The following is a 17580-nucleotide window of genomic DNA, read 5'->3' on the forward strand; positions in this document are numbered from 1 at the left end:
GCTGTGTTGTTTTGAATGCTTACCAAACTGGAGATCAATCAGAAAGACCTGCATGATGGTTTTAGAGCTGTGTTGTTTTGAATGCTTACCAAACTTGAGCGCTGTCCCCAAGCCCAGCAGTTGTGTTTTAGAGCTGTGTTGTTTTGAATGCTTACCAAACTGTCCTACAACGTAATCGGTGGAAGCCCGAGTTTTAGAGCTGTGTTGTTTTGAATGCTTACCAAACATATTCAATCGTGCCAGTGTAGTTACCTAAGTTTTAGAGCTGTGTTGTTTTGAATGCTTACCAAACTTGATTGAACTGCTTGCTACACTATCCCAAGTTTTAGAGCTGTGTTTATAATGCCAAAATAGAACCCCCTGGATTTGCTCATAAATCCAGGGGTTTTTTCCATTCCCTCTCCCCCTTCCACATTAATCCGGAAGTAAGATGATTTTATCTAGACAGCAATCCAAGGTATAATTTAAATAGATGAAAACGTTTTGATCTAACTTTAGGAGGGAGCCATGAATAAGCGACAGATGCATTTGTTGGATTATTTACTTAAGCAGACCGACTATGTGGCTAGTACTCAGATTGCGAAACTCTATGGGGTATCAGTCAAGACAATTTATCATGATTTGGCTAAGCTTAATGAGGCTTTAGCACCACATGGCTTAGCCATCGATAAATCACCTCGTAATGGTGTGAAATTAGACTTAAGCCAAGCCGACGAGGCTAGGTTACGAAGTCTGATTAAGGACTGGCAGCAAGCAGACCAGTGGGAAGCTTATGGGCCTGACGATCGCGAGCGTCATTTACTTAAGGGCCTATGTTTGGACTCAGGAGGACTAGATTTAGAGGGTTTAGCAGACCAACTTTATGTGTCCTCTGCGACCCTGAACCGTGACTTGAGTCGTTTAGGGCCTCGCTTTCAAGCTTGCGAGCTGACACTGGTTCGCCAAGAAGGTCGCCTGCTAGTTCAGGGACGGGAATCTGCTATCCGTCAATGTCTACGAACTTATCTGCAGGAGTGGCTCTATCAGATGGCAGAGCCGATTCGGGACTTAGTGGTCTTTTTCCAAGCGGAAGATATTGCCCTCTGCCAGCAAGCCTTGAATCAGTTAAGTCAGACTTATCAGCATGATTTCACCGAAGATTATTATCTGCTACTCTTGCTAGAATGTTTGATTATACGAAGACGAGGCCAGTTAGGTCAGGTCCTTCAAGTTCGAGCAAAGGAATTGGTCCGCGACCTCAGCCATCTGGAAGTTTACTTTTTCGCTGGGGAGCTCCTGGAGGCAGTGACAGGCCAAGCGCTAGTACAGCTATCAGCGATCGAAATTGAGTCTCTGGCCTATACATTATTGGCAGTGGGTTTTAAGGTCCAAAGCCCCGACTATGAAAGGGAGTTGCGCCAACAGGTCCAGGCTCTGATTCAGCGGGTATCAGACTTTCTCAATGTAGACCTAAGCCAGGATCAGCACTTACTAGCTATGCTAACCAATCATATGTCTTCAATGATTTTCCGCTTACGACATCATATGCATGTTACTAATCCAGCCTTAGACGAAATTAGGAAGCAATACTTAACCTTATTTAATATCGTCTGGCTGGCTTTGCGGGATTTTGCTGAACACTATGATATGGAAGTTCCGGATGAGGAGTTGGCTTTCTTAGTCATTCATTTTCAGATTGCCCTAGAGAAGGTCCAACGGCCTCTGACTATTGTGGTGGTTTGCCAACATGGTCTAGCAGCCTCTGAGCTGATTCTAGCCAAGTTACAACGGATTTTCAGTCCCTCGGATCGCCTTCTCAATCTTAAATGGCAGGAGTTAGCTGATATGGATTGGCGTGGTGTGGATTTAGTTATTTCCTCTCTCGACTTAAAGGAAGAGCTGCCGGTACCCGTCCAGCGGGTAAGTCCGATTATGACTCAAGATGAGCTCGAGCAGATTCGCCATCACTACGACCAGTTAACCTCTGGCCATCATCAGATGGTCAAGGCGCTCAGACGCGAGCCTAGCTTCCATGTGGCCGGTTTAACGGAACTGCTTCAGACACCTGACCATGTTCTGTTGTCAGCCAACAACCAAGACCAGGCCTTAGAGCTAGTCTTGGCGCAAGCCAGCCCCCAGAATTTAGCTAATCCAGCTTTTGCCCAGTCGGTTTATGAACGAGAGCAAATGGGAGCTACTAGCGTCTACACGGGTGTGGCCTTGCCTCATAGTGATCCTAAGACCGTCACTCACTCTGAAATCGTCCTAGTCTCGCTAGCCAAGCCAGTTAGCTGGGGGCAGAACCAAGTCAAGCTCATCTTCCTAATTGCAGTAGCGGAACGAGATATGAAGCTATTTAAGGAGAGTCTGGTTGCCCTCTACGCCCTAATTGAAGACCAAGAATTAATGAACCAACTCAGTCAATGCCAGGATGGAGCCAGCCTCAAGGCTCGTCTATTAGAGGAAGTGAATATCAATGTTAGATGAGAATATCATGCAGTTCCAAGTCAGTGGCCTCAAGACGAGAGAGGAGGTGTTAGCCTATCTAGGCCAAGTCATGGTGGATTGCGGTGTGGTTTATGAATCCTATCCGACAGCAGTCTTGGAACGAGAGAAGATTTTTCCAACGGGCCTCCAGTTTCAGGATTATGGGATTGCCATCCCGCATACGGATGTGGAGCACGTGAAGAAGGCTCAGTTAGCCATTATGACGCTAGACCAACCGGTAGAATTCTACCAGATGGGAACCTCAGATGTAGTCGTACCTGTCCAGGTAGTCTTCATGCTCGCCCTTAAGGAAGCCCACCAGCAACTCACTTTACTGCAAGATTTGGTAGCTCTACTGCAGGATAGCCAAGCTATGGCAGCTATCTGTCAATTGCCTGATCAGCCTGAGTCTCAGGAGATCCTAGGAATGATTCTTGCCCAACACGGAATTTTATAGTGTTTTATTCCAATTAAAAGGAGGAAGTAAGATGTTAGACTTGTTTAAAAGCTTCGTTGATTTAGGCGCTATTGTCGTCTTGCCTATTTTGATTTTTATCTTTGGGATTGCCCTAGGGACCAAGCCTAAGAAGGCCTTGGTCTCTGGTATTATGGTCGGGATTGGTTTTGTGGGCTTGAACATGGTCGTTGACCTCTTAGGCGGGAGCTTAGGCCCTGCTGCTCAAGCCATGGTGGCACGCTTCGGCTTAAACTTGACTACAATTGATGTAGGCTGGCCAGCTGCAGCAGCTATTTCCTATGGGACCCTCTTGGGTAGTTTATCCATTCCGATTGGGATTGGGGTTAACTTGCTCTTGCTCTTCTTCGGCTTAACCAAGACTCTCATGGTGGATATGTGGAACTTCTGGCACGCAGCCTTCGTAGCTTCTTTGGTTTATGCTGTGACCCAAGATTTCTCACTTGGTCTCTATGCGACTGTCACTTATCTGGTTATGATTTACCTTTTGGGGGATATTATTGCGCCAGCTATTAAGAAATTTTATGGTTTCCCTAATATTACCTTCCCTCACGGGACCTCAGCGCCAGGATTCTTAGTAGCCATCCCTCTTAACTGGCTTTTTGACCGCATTCCTGGTTTTAACAAGATTGAAGCCGATCCTGAAACCATCCAAAAACGCTTTGGGATTTTTGGGGAATCAACCGTATTAGGTTTAATTATCGGGATTATCATGGGGCTCTTGGCCGGCTATGGAGTAAAAGAAGTCATGCAATTAGGCGTTAAGATGTCCGCAGTTATGGTTCTCATGCCTCGTATGGTTTCCTTGCTCATGGAAGGGTTGACGCCTATCTCTGAAGCGGCCAATGACTTTGTACAACGTCGCTTCCCAGGCCGAGAAGTCAACATTGGGATGGACTCTGCTCTATCAGTAGGGCACCCAGCAGTCCTATCATCCTCTCTCTTGTTAGTGCCAATTACTATTCTCTTAGCAGTTATCTTGCCAGGTAACCAAACTTTACCATTCGGTGACTTAGCAACTATTCCATTCGTTGTCTGCTTGATGGCAGCCGTCTTCCGGGGCAATATTGTCCGGACGGTTGTAGGTGGGACCATTTATATGGCGAGCATTCTCTATGTGACTTCATGGGCTGCCCCATTAGTTACTAAAGCTGCTCAATCAGCTAACTTCGACTTAGGAGGCAACACCAGTGTAACGGCTATGGCAGAAGGTGGACTCTGGCCAACCTGGCTCTTCGTTTTCGCGGGCAATCATATGCCATGGGTCATCTTAACCCTAGTGCTTCTTGCTTCGCTAGCAGGTCTCTACTATGTCAATAAGGTACGCAAATCCTAGGAAGGAGTAATCACAATGAAAAAACTCTTAATTATGTGTGGCTCAGGTATTGCCACTTCTACGGTTGTTGCAGGTAAGGTCAAAGATTGGCTGAAGGCAAATGGTTATAGCGATTCTGTCCAAGTCTTCCAATCCAAGGTGGCTGAAGAGGTTAACCGAATTGATGACTATGATGTTGTGATTTCCACGACAGTGGTGCCAGATTCCATTAAGGACAAGGTGATTATGGGCCTGCCGCTCTTAACCGGCATGGGCTTGGATGCCCTTTGGTCAGACCTCAAGTCTCAGTTGGAGGCTTAATCAGGAAAGCCCCTATGGACCTTAAGGAGGGAACTCTATGACGGTTGATTTCAAAAGCAAGTTCTTTATCTTTAATCCTAAATCCTATCTCTACGGGGAGCGGTTACTGGAAATGGCGCGGGTGGCAGATCAGTTGGCCTTAGATTACCCAGACGTTGCGGTGGTTTTGACCTGTCCCTATGCAGATCTCTATCGCGTAGCCTCCCAGACTCAACATGTGATTGTTTGTGCCCAGCATCTGGATGGCATTGAGCCAGGTAGAGGCATGGGAGCGGTCTTACCAGACTCGCTCTATGCAGCAGGCGCTCGTGCTAGCTTCCTCAATCATGCGGAACATCCATTGACCTCGGCTCAGTTAGTGGCCTCGGTTAAGCGAGCCCATGACTTGGGAATGGCGACCATTGTTTGTGCGGACTCTTTAGCCGAAGCGAGAACCTTGAGTCTTTTAGAACCGACGATTATGCTTTGCGAGCCAACTGAGCTGATTGGCACTGGCCAAACCAGTGATGACGATTATATGGCGAAGACGAATCAAGCAGTGAAGGCTCTCAGTCCCCATACTTTGCTTATGCAGGGTGCGGGCATTATGACGCCTGAGGATGTCTATCGGGCGATTCGCTCCGGCGCCGATGGGACGGGATGTACCAGTGGTATTGTCAAAGCCCCTGATCCAGTCCAAATGCTTAAAGACATGGTGGCTGCAGTGGATCGAGCCATGAAGGAGGGCTAGAGGATGGTAGTTTATAATCAGGAATTTAAGGTGGCTAGTCAAGCCGGACAAGTCTCCTATGTAGATATTACGGAGACGGTCAAGAATGCTGTAGCGACAAGTGGCATTCAATCTGGTATTGTCACCATTGTTACGGCCCACACGACCTGCGCCATTCTCTATGAGGAATACACACATGACGTGGACGAGCATGGCAATGAGTGGTTACATCTGGACCTCAATGATGCGCTAGGGAAGATTCTGCCTCCTCATACTAGCGCCCAAACTTATCGCTATCCAGGGCCACTACATTATGCAGAAGTGGAATCCTGGCCGGATGTTGATGACTGGTTACCGGGCGGTGATCGAAGCCTACTATGGAATGGCGATGCCCATCTCAAAGCAACCATCATTGGCGCCAGCGAGACCTTTGCAGTCGTGGATGGTCAAGTGGCGGTTGGTCGCACAGGCTACTTCTACCTAGCAGACTTTGACCAAACTCGAGAACGAGTACGTAAGTATCGTGTTGTTGTAATTGGAGAATAGGAAAACTATCGCATAAAAAAGAGGCTGGATTCGTTAACATCCAGTCTCTTATTTGATTTCTAAATTCAGTTGTGTTTAGCTGCCCACTCTTGATTGACCACAAAAACCTGTTCTTGCTTGAATTCAGGAGCTCGCTCAGCTACTTGCTGGTAGAGCGCTTCATCAAAGTCTAGTCCCAGTAGGCCAGACGGAGTGTAGAGGTAGAATAATTTGTCTCCTTCTGGGCTAAGTCCGAAGTAGAGATCAACCAGGTCATTAGGTAGGCTATCGGCTTGTTTTAAGACCTGCTTGACGGCCTCAATGATACGGTCATCATAGCCGGCAGTGAAGATGGCTACCTTCTCCATGAAGTCCAAGGGATTGGTCACTAGGCGGACTTGATAGTCGGCATAGTCAGGACCGTAAGAGGCGACAGTCTCGGGCAATTGCTTGAGGAGTTGAGCGGCTTCCGCCTCATTTGGCTGATAGTGGATTCTCACCTTGCGAACGCGGTCTTCGTAGAGGGTAGGGTAGAGGATGCGTTCCTGCTTTTGACACTTCTGGCAGCTAAAGGTCGCCCAATCGCCAGAGATAATGCGGTCACGCAGAGGGGGCTCCATGTCGCCAGTCACAAGCAAGAGAACTTCGAAGTCTTGGACATGCTGGCAATGAGGGCAGGGCATTTGGACAGTATCACGAACAATCATGAGGACAACTCCTTCGGATTTAGTTTAGCAATATTTCTTTACACCCACTAGTTTACACCTGAATGATGGGGCTTACAAGTGTCGGATTTATTGGAATAATAGGGAAATTTAGCGAGTTTGTTGTAAACGCTGTCTTTTAGAGCTATAATAGATGTGCAATCGAGACTATTTTTAGGAGGACACAAAATGAAGTTATCAGCTATCAACCCAGGAGGTGGGCCTTCATGACCCAGACTCTGGCTCAAATTATGGAGCGGACTCAATGGTTCCGTCAGGCGCGTTTTGGCATGTTCCTACACTGGGGGCTTTACAGCATTCCCGCTCGAGGTGAGTGGGTCTATAGCCATGACCCAGGAATCGTGGAAAGATACCCTGGCTATCTAGACTGCTTCAATCCCGCGGGCTACCAGCCCCAGGAATGGGCACGTCAAGCCAAGGCGGCAGGTATGCAGTATATGATTTTGACGGCTAAGCACCACGACGGTTTTTGCCTTTTTGATAGCCGGTGGACGGACTACAAGGCGACTAATACTCCTTGTGGCCGGGACTTGGTAGGGGAATTTGTCGATGCTGCACGTGCTGAAGGACTCAAGGTCGGCCTCTATTACAGTCTCTTAGACTGGCACCACCCTGACTATCCACATGCGGGTGACCCTTATCATCCCCGCAAGCACCAAGCAGCTGATCCAGGCCAAGATTTCAATCGTTATGTTGAGTATATGCACCGTCAGGTCGAAGAATTAGTGACCCAGTATGGCCGATTGGATATCCTCTGGTTTGACTTCTCTTATGGTCAAATGTGTGGACAGGCTTGGCGGGCCCAAGAATTGATTGAGCTCGTGCGGGGGCACCAGCCTTGGATTTTGATTGATAATCGTTTGGAGACATCTGGCGAGGGCTTTGGCAGTATTGTAACTGAGACCATTAGCGACTATGCCGGAGACTTTGTCAGTCCTGAGCAAGTGGTACCACATGAGGGCATCCGTAACGAAGCCGGAAACTTTGTCCCTTGGGAACTCTGCTTGACCATGAATAATAACTGGGCCTATCACGCTAGAGATCATTACTATAAGTCATCCGCAACGCTCATACATAAGCTGGTGGAGTGCGTGGCCAAGGAGGGCAATATGTTGCTCAATATCGGGCCAACCGCTCAAGGTCGCTTCCCAGCTGAAAGTCAGGCCATTCTGCGTGATTTTTCTGACTGGATGGATTTACACTCGGAAAGTATCTATGGTTGCGGCTATGCAGACTTACCAAAACCTGACTGGGGCTACTATACGCGCAAAGGGCAGACCATCTATGCCCATCTCTTCGAGCAGCCGATTGGGCCCCTTTATTTGCCGGGGATTGACCGCGATCAAATCAAGCGGATTTCTTGGTTGAATGATGGCTCAGAGCTCCAGGTTTCGGACAGTTGGAATATCAAGGCCTTTCCAGGCTTGACCTTCGTCCAAATGGGGGAAGTAGAGCACTATACTTATCTCCTACCTAACCAGATTGATGCCGTGCTGAAGATTGAATTGAAGGATTAAAAGGACATAGAGGCTAGGTCAAACTGGCCTCTTTTTTATACGCATATCACTAGCACTGAGGGGATCTTTTGCGTATACTAGACAGTGGAGATGAGACTAGAGAAAAATTCCAGAGGGTCTTAGATAGCGTGTGATTTGAAGATAGGGAAGTAGGCGAGTGTGTGATAGTAAGAGCGCAGGAAATGAGCCAGAATGCTAATGGCTTAAGATTTTCAATCTTGGCGTCTGGTAGTAGCGGCAATGTCACCTATGTGGAGTCAGACCGCCAACGACTCTTGGTCGATGCGGGTTTGAGTGGCAAGAAAATAGAATCTTTGATGGCCCAGATTGACCGCAGTGTGGCCGATGTGGATGCTATTTTGGTGACGCATGAACATAAGGACCATATTCATGGGGTAGGGGTTTTATCCCGCAAATATAATTTGCCAGTTTATGCTAATAAGGCCACCTGGCAAGCCATGGATGGGATGCTGGGGGCTATTGACCCTGACAACCGTCGCGAGTTAGAACCAGATCAGTTGGTGACCTTCGGGGACGTGGATGTTTTAACCTATCAAGTCAGCCATGATGCGGCCATGCCTCAGTTCTATGCCTTCCAACAGGGAGATAAGCAGTTCGTCATGTTGACGGACTCAGGCTATGTCAGTGAAAGACTTCGTAGCCTTTTGCAGAATGCCAACGCCTATCTGATTGAATCTAACCACGAGATTGAAATGTTGCGCTATGGCGCCTATCCTTGGTCGCTTAAGCAACGGATTTTGGGCGATAAGGGCCATTTGTCTAATGAAGATGGCGCCCTAGCCATGGTGGATATGTTAGGGGCCAGCACCCAAGATATTTATTTGGGCCACTTGAGTAAAGAAAATAACACCAAGGAGCTAGCCCTCTCTACCTGTACTGGTATTCTAGAACAACATGATATTGAAGTTGGTCGCCGACTCAAGGTTCATATGACCGATCCCGAACTAGCGACACCGCTTAAGTATCTTTAATCATTTAAATTCGGACCCGCCTTTTGGCGGGTTTTTATCTTTTTAGCGGTAGATAAGAACAAGTCTTCTCAAGTCAAGAGGGTAGCCTACAACAGCCATAATTTCTGATAATTTATCTATAGTTTTGAGATAGTTATTGTGTAAGCGCAGTCATATAATGGGGATAAAGCAAGACCAAATATGAAAGGAGTTAGAAGTATGAGCAAGACAAATGTTTCCCCCCATTGGCAAATGAAGGCAGCCCTAGCCTCTTCCCTGGCCATTGGTTTGTTGTTGGCTGGCGCCCCTCGGGTAGCGGCGGAAGAAGTGGTGACTTCAGATTCAGAGGCATCCTTGGACCAGACCAGCCCCAAGGCTGAGGTCAACCAAGCTGTCACGTCCCCTAGTGACAGTTCGAGCTTAAGTGAAGAGCCGGCCTCCAGTTCTGATGGCAGTGAGTCAGATCAGACCAGTCAAGCGAGTGTAGAAAGCAATCAAACAAGCGCTAATCCTGCCCCGGCTCAAGAAGTGCCTGACACACCGCAAAAGCAAGGCGGAGAGGTCAAGCCAAAGGAAGTGAAGTTCCAAAACTGGCAAGAGCTCCTGGATTGGCAACCGGGAGTGCGACAAGATGATGAGATTAACCGGGCCAGTGTCCCCCTAGCTTCACGTTATCAAGGACATGTAGTCAACCCAACGGCTAACCCAGACGCCAAGGTCCAAGCCCTATCGAATATGAACGCTAAGGCAGAAGATCATGCTTCGGTTGGGGGCGAGGAGTTTAAGACTTATGCTTTCGACCACTGGCAATACCTAGATTCCATGGTCTTCTGGGATGGTTTAGTACCAAGCCCTGATGTCATTGATGCTGGCCACCGTAATGGGGTGCCAGTCTATGGGACCCTCTTCTTCAACTGGTCCACGAGTCGTGCCGACCGCAAACGTTTCTTAGAGTTCTTGCAAGAAGACCAAGAAGGCTCTAATACCTTCCCGCTCGCTCGCAAGCTGGTTGACGTGGCCAAATACTATGGCTATGATGGCTACTTTATCAACCAAGAAACCACCGGCCATGGCCTCTATGGCAAGGGTGAGAAGATGCGGCAGTTCATGCTCTATGCTAAACAATATGCCGCTGAGCAAAAAGTGAACCTCAAATTTTCTTGGTATGATGCCTTTGATATTAACGGCCAACGTAATCACCAAAACGCCCTAACAGAAGTGAACCGCGATTACATGAAGGCAGAAAAACCACAAGGTCCAGTTCCAGTTGACGAGTTCTTCGCCAACTTCAACTGGGGTAAGGCATCAGTGGATGAATCAGTCGATAGCGCCAAGGCGGTCAATCGTTCCCAGTATGATGTCTACATGGGCTTTGAATTACAGAAGAACTCTTATAAGACCCAGGTGCCATTCTGGGACTTGCTAGATGAACAAGGCAAGCTTCGTACTTCTCTGGGGCTCTTTGCACCGGATTCCATCCTTGGCATTGGGACCACCGGGGAAAGTTACCACCGGGAAGAAAACAACTTCTGGACGGGCTTGCAACAAGACCCAACCAAACCAAAACCAGAAGATAGCACTTGGTATGGCTTGTCCGGTTATATCGCGGACAAAACAGCCATTCTAGGCGACCAATTCCACACCAGCTTCAATACGGGTCACGGTAAACGCTGGTATGTAGATGGCCAAGTCTCCAAAGACTCTGAATGGAACTACCGGTCGGTGTCTGGAATTTTGCCAACCTGGCGTTGGTGGATTCGCTCTAAGAATGGGGAGGCTGGCCTTAAGGGCGACTATGACTTTGAAGATGCCTATAACGGAGGGAACTCGCTTCAATTCTCAGGTCATTTAGGGGCTAAGAATCCCGAAGAAGCCATGCTTTATGCCACCAAATTAGCTGTGGGTGAGACTACGCAGTTGAAGCTAGCCCACAAAGGTGGCCTAGGAAGTCGTGTCCGGGTCGGCTTAGCCACCCAGGCCAACTATAGCGCCGATAGCTTCCATTACTTTGATTTAAGGCCAGACAAAGACTGGCACCAAGATACTTTGGACCTATCTAGCTTGAAGGGCAAGACTATCTATGCCATTAAGTTTGCCTTTGAAAGTGAGACAGATCAAGCTGCTTATCGCTTCAACCTAGGGCAAATCGACCTCTTGAAGACGGCAACAGCCCCTGTGGCTCCAAGCCAAGTTCAGGTTGTGTCTAAGCAACTCAGCTCTAGCCGTCAGGCACAAGCCCATCTAGCCTTTACACCAAGTGCCAATGCGGATTACTATGAAGTCTATCAAGAAGTCGCACCTAATAAATGGCAATTACTGACAGGTTCATCTAACCACCATATTTATTTGGCTAAGGTTAGTCGGCCACAGGATGCCATTGGGACGACCCAACGGCTTAAGGTAGTAGCCGTTGGCAAGAATGGCTTGCGGTCTGAAGCCGGCTATGCGACTTTTGACTGGCAAATGACCACGTCTGATACGACCCAACCACAAGAGCAGGCACCTAATATTGTGCCAGGAGCTACTGTGACCTTTGCTTCCGGTCCTAGCGATGGTTCTGAGCCAGCTGATGCCATGTTGAACGGGACCATTACCTCTAATGCCGACAAATGGTGTATTCTAGATCCTCAAGGCCATGTCGACATTAAGCTCAGCCAGGTCAGAACGGTCCGCCGATGGGTGGTTGAACATGCCGGGGCTGGTGGCGAGTCTGTCAATGACGGTCTCATGAATACCCGCGACTTTGACCTCTACTACAAGGATATGAACACCGGGGAATGGTTATTGGCTAAATCAATTCGTGGCAACCGCGCCCATGTAACGGATGTGGACCTAGATCGACCAATCACTGCTCAAGAATGGCGTTTGGATGTGGTGACTTCCCATAACGGAACGCCTTGGGGGGCCATTCGTATCTATAACTGGAAGATGTATGAACAAGCTGCTTCCAAAGAATCCACCAACCTGCCAATGGCTAATGTGGCCGCTCAATCTTTGGGAAATGGCTATGTCCAAGTTGGTTTGAACAAGGTGCCTGCCAAGGCCACAGTGAGACTCTATGCTGACCGGGAAGCGACTCAGCTATTAGGGGAAGTAAGGGCTGATCAAGCGGGAGACTACAGTTTCCGACCAGTTCGCTTAGCAGAAGGCAGCCATTTGCTCTACTATAAGACCTGGGAAGAAGGCAAGGAAGCTAGCAACCTGTCCGCAGTCTTGGTAGATGCCACTAGCGCTCACCAAAAGATTAAGGAAGTCAGCCTGGAACAAGGCTTAGAGCAAACGGTCTATCATGTCAAGGATGGCTTGAATCTAGCAGGTGCTAAATTGCGCGTTCGTTTAGAAGGAGCCAAAGAGGATCAACTCATTAACCTGACCCACCCAGGGGTGACAGTCAGCGGTTATGATGCGACTAAGCTAGGTGCTCAAGATCTAACTGTCAGCTACCTGGGCCAAACCCTAGCTCAAACACTGAGAGTCTATGTGGCTAAGGCCGACTCGAACGATGACAGTAAGGAAATTACCCATCTGGCTATTACGACTCTGCCAAATCAACACTATCGTCCGGGCCAAGATTTGGATTTATCCAAGGGCAGATTCCAAGTAGTGTATTCAGACCAAAGCCACCACACCCATACCTTCCAAGATCCAGGTGTTACATTCTCTGGTTATGACCCTCAACGACTAGGTGAGCAGACCTTGACCCTACACTATCAAGACTTTACCGTGGACTTCTCCGTTTGGGTGGAAAAAGAAGAAGCTAACTTCGAATATCTCAACCAGAAATTAGCTGAAGTTGAGCGTCTGCTTCCACATTACCGCTATCAATTTGCGACCCCAGAAGAACAGGCGGCCCTTAAGGATAGTGTCAGCAAGGCTCAGGACTTAGTCAAGGCAGCGCAGACCGCTGAGCAAGCTCAGGTAGATGTGGCACTAGCTAATTTGAATAAAGCCCTAGGCAAGCTATCTGGCCAGAAAGGTCGCGATGAGGCGCGCCTGGTTCTAGGGGCAGTGGCCTCATTAGGTCAGGACTGGGCGGATCGTCTACAAGATCCTGAATTAAAGGACAAACTAAGCAAACAAGTTATTCAGGCACGGAACTTGATGGATCAAGACTTGGTAAGCCCGGCAGACTTTGCGACAGCTAAGGCGCAACTTGAAGAAAGCATCTTAGCAGCTAAGAAAGTGACGCCAACCGTCTTGCATGACCCAGGTCACGATGTGACCGTCGCCTTCTCAGGGCTGGAGCCAAGTCGGATTACGGGTCTCAAGGTTGGTAAGCTAGGGCCAGAAGACCTGACGGAAGCCGAAAAACAAGCCTTAGCGGGACGGCAAGCCCTTGTCTACGATATCGAAGGCCAAGACGCTCAGGGTCAAGATGTGGATACGCAATACCCAGCTAAGGTCAGTCTACCATCGCCTCAAGATCAAAAAGTAGAGCAAGTACTCTTCCTGCCTGAGGACGGGCCAGCCCAAAGCTTGCCTTTCCAAATTCAAGATGGCCGGGTTGTCTTTGAGGGACCACACTTTACCCACTACGCCTTAGTCTTCGCTAAGGCAGAACAAAGCCAAGAACCGAGTCAACCAGGACAAAGTAAACCGGTTGGGACAGAACAAGAAGTAACCCAACCTAGACCTGCTGGTGACAAGGTGCTAGCAGCTGCTAGCCATGACGACCGCCTACCCGAAACGGGTGAGAGCCCATCTGGCTTTGTCCTAGGTGGACTGGTCCTGTCCTTCTTAGGAATCTTAGGTCTTCGTCCTAAACGTGAGAGAGAGTAAGAAGGCAAAACTGCCCCTTAGGGGCAGTTTTTTGTGGAGAATTGATAACAAGTTTGGGGAGCATGGGTTCCTGACCGAGGGACTTATGCTATAATAGAAAAGAAGGAAGCGCATCCAGATGTCTTGATTTGGCCATGCGCTGAAGGGGGATAGCCATGTTAATCAGTAACTTTTTTGAAGACCTGAGTCTTCAGTCTGTTGGCCAAATGCCACAGGCGGCCTACTTCATTCCCTATGGGAATTTAGAAGAGGCCAAGCAAGCCAAGTGGCGACAGGAATCGTCTCGTTTTGTGGACTTGAATGGGGATTGGGATTTCCATTATTTTGATAATGTCCGCTTGATTGAAGCACCTTATTGGTTGACGACTCACCAAGAGGACTTGGATTGGACCACGATGCCGGTGCCCAGTTGTTGGCAATATCAGGGCTACGATAACTTTCAATACACCAATACGGAATATCCCATTCCTTTTAATCCACCTTATGTGCCCTATGCCAACCCTGCCGGGCTTTATAAACGAAGCTTTGAGATTAGGGATTTGGTAGACCTGCCTGGGACAGAACTGGTGCTAGAAGGAGTAGACTCAGCAGCTTATCTTTGGGTTAACGATCATTTTGTCGGGTATGGGCAAATTTCGCACAGCCTGCAAGTTTATGATCTAACCCCTTATATCAAAGAGGGACAGAACCAGCTAGCGATGCTAGTTCTCAAATGGTGTGACGGGACTTATTTAGAAGACCAGGACAAATTCCGGATGAGTGGCATTTTCCGCGATGTCTATCTGAGACGGCGGTCTGCTCAGGGACTGGTTGATTTTCATCTGCGTCCCCAAGTAGCGCCAGATGGCCAGTCGGCCCAGTTGGAATGGTCTTGGTCCCTTAATCAGGCAGGGGGGAGCTGGTCCTATCGCTTGGAAGATGCGGAGGGTCAGCTAGTCTTGGAGGGGACCAATCTGCCACTGGATTCTAGCCAGCAGACCTTGGCCTTGTCACTTGAAGAGCCTCATCTCTGGTCGGCTGAAAAACCATATCTATACACGCTCTACTGGTCGGTGGCAGGCGAGACCTATAAACAAGCCATTGGTCTGCGAGAGTTAGCCGTGGACAAAGACGGCCTATACTGTAACCATCAGGCTATCCGACTCATAGGGGTCAACCATCACGATTCCTGGCCGGATACGGGAGCGACTGTTACCTTGGAACGTCAAGTTCAGGACTTGATGCTTATCAAGCACCATAACTTCAATGCCATTCGGACGGCTCACTATCCAAAGTCACCAGAATTCTATGAGCTCTGCGATCGCTTGGGTTTTTATGTGGTCAGTGAGGCCGACATAGAGTGCCATGGGGTGGTAGACCTATACGGCCGTGGCTATAGCCGCAACTTTAACCAGGTAGCGGAGGATCCTGAGTGGCAAGAGGCTCTAGTAAGCCGTATGGCATCCAATGTCTTGCCACTGCGGAACTTTTCCTCCATTATCATGTGGTCGGCGGGTAATGAATCAGGTTTTGGCGTCAACTTCGAAGTCCTGCTGGCTCAAGCCAAATCTTGGGATCCAACGCGGATTCTGCACTATGAAGGGTACTATTTCCGCGACCCAGTTAAGCAACACAATAAGCAGCATGTGGAAGTCTATAGCCAGATGTACCTATCTATTGAAGAAATCGAGACGCTCTACTTTAGCGAGGGGGGCGAGTATGCGCCACTTGATCGGCCACTTATGCTCTGCGAGTATGCCCATGCCATGGGCAATGGACCGGGTGGTCTGGAAGATTATTATGACTGCATGCAGCGTCATCCTCAATTGATTGGCCTCTTCGTCTGGGAATGGTGTGACCATGCCATCGCGGTGCCACAAGCGGGGCAGGCAGAACCTGCCTACCGTTACGGGGGCGACTTTGGCGACTATCCGCACTTCGGCAACTTCTGTATGGATGGCTTGGTCTATCCTGATCGGACCTTGCATACGGGTCTCTTAGAGCACAAACAGGTCTTCCGGCCAGTCCGCTTATTAGACTTTGATTTACAAGCCCATCGAGCTTGCTTCCGTAATGACTATGCCTTTTTGAATTTGGCAGAGGCCCTCTACTTGCGGGTGGAAGCCTATAATCGGGAGGGCTTGCTCTTAACTAGTCAAGACTGTGCAACTTGGCAGGCTAAGCCAGGCCAAACTACTTGGGTCGACTTAACTTGCTGCGGGGACCTAGCTAGTGTGGCCAGCGTCCGCTTTGTCTATTTGGGCCTTGAAAATGAAGGGGAATATGGTTTCGACCAGGTAAGCTTGGCAGCCTATGAAGTCCCTAGCCTGAGCCAAGTGCCACAAGTCGTTAGTGGCCAGGAAGACCTGGCCAGTTATCAGTTGACCTGGGGCGACCTAGTCTTGACCTTTGATAAGGGCAGTCTGGCGCCAAGTCAAATTAATTATGCCGGTCAGGAACTGCTCAAGCAAGCCGCCTTCTGGCAAATTTGGCGGGCTCCGACAGATAATGATCGTCATGTTCGTAAGGAATGGGAAGCGGCCAATTATCATTACAGTCAGCTTTGGATTCGAGACAGTCACCTAGAAGTTCAAGCAGATGGTGTTAGTCTACATTTCTCAGGGGCTATGACGGCGCTGGCGCGGCAGAATCCATTGAGTCTGACAGGGGCTTGGAAACTGGCTAAGGATGGCCAGTTAAGTTTGGAAGTCCAAGCTAACTTGGATAGCCAAATGCCTTTCTTGCCACGCTTTGGCCTTTGCATGCCATTGGTGGATGCCCAGACGGTTCATTATCTGGGACAGGGACCTTTTGAAAATTATGCCGATAAGCAGGCTGCTAGCTACCGGGCCCAATTCAGTTTGGATGCCGGAGATTTCTATGAGCCTTATATTAAGCCGCAAGAAAATGGCAACCGTAGCCAGGTGTCATGGCTAGAAGTTGTCCAAGCGCCGGTTCTCTGGCAGGTTCAAGATCAGACGCCAGCTAGTTCGGGGCTTAATTTCAGTCTATCGCCTTATAGTGCGCAGACCTTGAGCCAGACTAGCCACCGCGATCAATTGCCTGAGCCATCAGCTTATTATCTCAATCTGGATTTAGCTCAAAGTGGTCTAGGAACCAATTCTTGTGGTCCTGCCTTACCAGATGTCTATCGCATCACAGGACCTAACTTGTCCTGTCGCTGGACCATGGCCTGGCGGCCCTTGGACAACTAAGTCTCAAACAAGAAATCCAGGGCTCTTGTCCCTGGATTTTATAAAAATAAGGCTAAGTTCTTTACTTAGCCTTTTATGTTTATTCAAAGTCTTTGACCATAGCCTTGTAGAAATCATGGTTGTAAATAAGGAAGAGATCGTACTGTGGTTTGTCAGGCTTTTTCTCATCCTGACCGATGCGGTGGCCACTTAGGATAAGGCCGAAATCCTTAGTCTCGACAAAGACCTTATCGACAGGCGAGGGTTCCCGATTAAGCAATCGCTCCATTTGGGCTTCAGGTTTGACCCCTAGGCCTGCCATGCGTTGTCGGATGCTATCGGCGTCTAGCTTAGCCATAGCGAAGGCTAGCACCTTGTTATCGGGAGTTGATAGGAGCACTGCCTCAGGACCGAAGCGGTGGATGGTGTACTTGAAGTCGGTATTAGCTAGTTGAGATTCTTTGCTATCCGTTACTTCCCATTTGAAGAGTTGAGCGAGATTGTCAAGAGTCTTCTTAGCATCCTTGAGGTCTAAGGCTTCCTTCAGTTTAGGAGTCAACTCGTTGCTAGCAGCTTCTAGGCTTTCGTAAGAAGTTTGACTTGA

At 48.8% G+C, this 17580-nt stretch carries 12 protein-coding genes and 1 CRISPR repeat array; of the genes, 10 read left to right on the forward strand and 2 right to left on the reverse strand.

Annotated elements, in window-relative coordinates; all coding sequences use genetic code 11:
• Nucleotides 1–58 precede the first annotated feature (58 nt).
• Nucleotides 59–358: direct repeats of the CRISPR family, unit length 36 nt; unit sequence GTTTTAGAGCTGTGTTGTTTTGAATGCTTACCAAAC.
• Between the two features lie 149 nt (nucleotides 359–507).
• From HMPREF3093_RS07120 to HMPREF3093_RS07145, 6 genes are read left to right on the forward strand one after another with little or no spacing between them, the layout of a single operon-like run.
• On the forward strand, nucleotides 508–2466 hold the full coding sequence (locus tag HMPREF3093_RS07120) for a BglG family transcription antiterminator (RefSeq protein WP_070756304.1): 1959 nt from the start codon (nucleotides 508–510) through the stop codon (nucleotides 2464–2466).
• Nucleotides 2456–2923: a PTS sugar transporter subunit IIA gene (locus HMPREF3093_RS07125; protein WP_070756305.1), complete on the forward strand. Its 468-nt coding sequence runs from the start codon at nucleotides 2456–2458 to the stop codon at nucleotides 2921–2923. Before HMPREF3093_RS07120 ends, HMPREF3093_RS07125 begins: the two co-directional genes overlap by 11 nt.
• Nucleotides 2924–2954: 31 nt before the next feature.
• Entirely contained in the window at nucleotides 2955–4277 is a 1323-nt protein-coding gene (locus HMPREF3093_RS07130) for a PTS galactitol transporter subunit IIC (RefSeq protein ID WP_070756306.1), read from the forward strand.
• Between the two features lie 15 nt (nucleotides 4278–4292).
• Nucleotides 4293–4577, forward strand: coding sequence for a PTS sugar transporter subunit IIB (locus tag HMPREF3093_RS07135; RefSeq protein ID WP_023391217.1), 285 nt, complete (start codon nucleotides 4293–4295; stop codon nucleotides 4575–4577).
• A 37-nt stretch (nucleotides 4578–4614) separates the two neighbouring features.
• Entirely contained in the window at nucleotides 4615–5307 is a 693-nt protein-coding gene (locus HMPREF3093_RS07140) for a triose-phosphate isomerase (protein ID WP_070756307.1), read from the forward strand.
• Between the two features lie 3 nt (nucleotides 5308–5310).
• Nucleotides 5311–5832: a YjbQ family protein gene (locus HMPREF3093_RS07145; RefSeq protein ID WP_070756308.1), complete on the forward strand. Its 522-nt coding sequence runs from the start codon at nucleotides 5311–5313 to the stop codon at nucleotides 5830–5832.
• 65 nt (nucleotides 5833–5897) lie between these two features.
• Here HMPREF3093_RS07145 and HMPREF3093_RS07150 read toward each other — a convergent pair whose 3' ends face one another.
• Nucleotides 5898–6518 (reverse strand): CpXC domain-containing protein, encoded by a 621-nt coding sequence (locus HMPREF3093_RS07150; protein WP_070756309.1) that lies wholly within the window; start codon nucleotides 6516–6518, stop codon nucleotides 5898–5900.
• 224 nt (nucleotides 6519–6742) lie between these two features.
• Here HMPREF3093_RS07150 and HMPREF3093_RS07155 point away from each other — a divergent pair, with 224 nt between their 5' ends.
• The 4 genes from HMPREF3093_RS07155 (at nucleotide 6743) to HMPREF3093_RS07170 (ending at nucleotide 16997) form a co-directional block, all read left to right on the forward strand.
• The gene (locus HMPREF3093_RS07155) at nucleotides 6743–8053 is read left to right on the forward strand and encodes an alpha-L-fucosidase (RefSeq protein ID WP_070756310.1); all 1311 of its coding nucleotides are present in this window, start codon (nucleotides 6743–6745) and stop codon (nucleotides 8051–8053) included.
• Between the two features lie 182 nt (nucleotides 8054–8235).
• Nucleotides 8236–9045, forward strand: coding sequence for an MBL fold metallo-hydrolase (locus tag HMPREF3093_RS07160; protein WP_070756311.1), 810 nt, complete (start codon nucleotides 8236–8238; stop codon nucleotides 9043–9045).
• Between the two features lie 198 nt (nucleotides 9046–9243).
• Nucleotides 9244–13803, forward strand: coding sequence for an endo-beta-N-acetylglucosaminidase (locus HMPREF3093_RS07165; RefSeq protein ID WP_070756312.1), 4560 nt, complete (start codon nucleotides 9244–9246; stop codon nucleotides 13801–13803).
• Nucleotides 13804–13958: 155 nt separating this feature from the next.
• Nucleotides 13959–16997: a glycoside hydrolase family 2 gene (locus tag HMPREF3093_RS07170; RefSeq protein WP_070756313.1), complete on the forward strand. Its 3039-nt coding sequence runs from the start codon at nucleotides 13959–13961 to the stop codon at nucleotides 16995–16997.
• Nucleotides 16998–17076: 79 nt separating this feature from the next.
• Here HMPREF3093_RS07170 and HMPREF3093_RS07175 read toward each other — a convergent pair.
• The coding region (locus tag HMPREF3093_RS07175) for a hypothetical protein (protein ID WP_180363282.1) at nucleotides 17077–17580 on the reverse strand (504 nt) is incomplete at its 5' end.

The sequence above is a fragment of the Abiotrophia sp. HMSC24B09 genome (assembly GCF_001815865.1).
Taxonomy (GTDB): domain Bacteria; phylum Bacillota; class Bacilli; order Lactobacillales; family Aerococcaceae; genus Abiotrophia.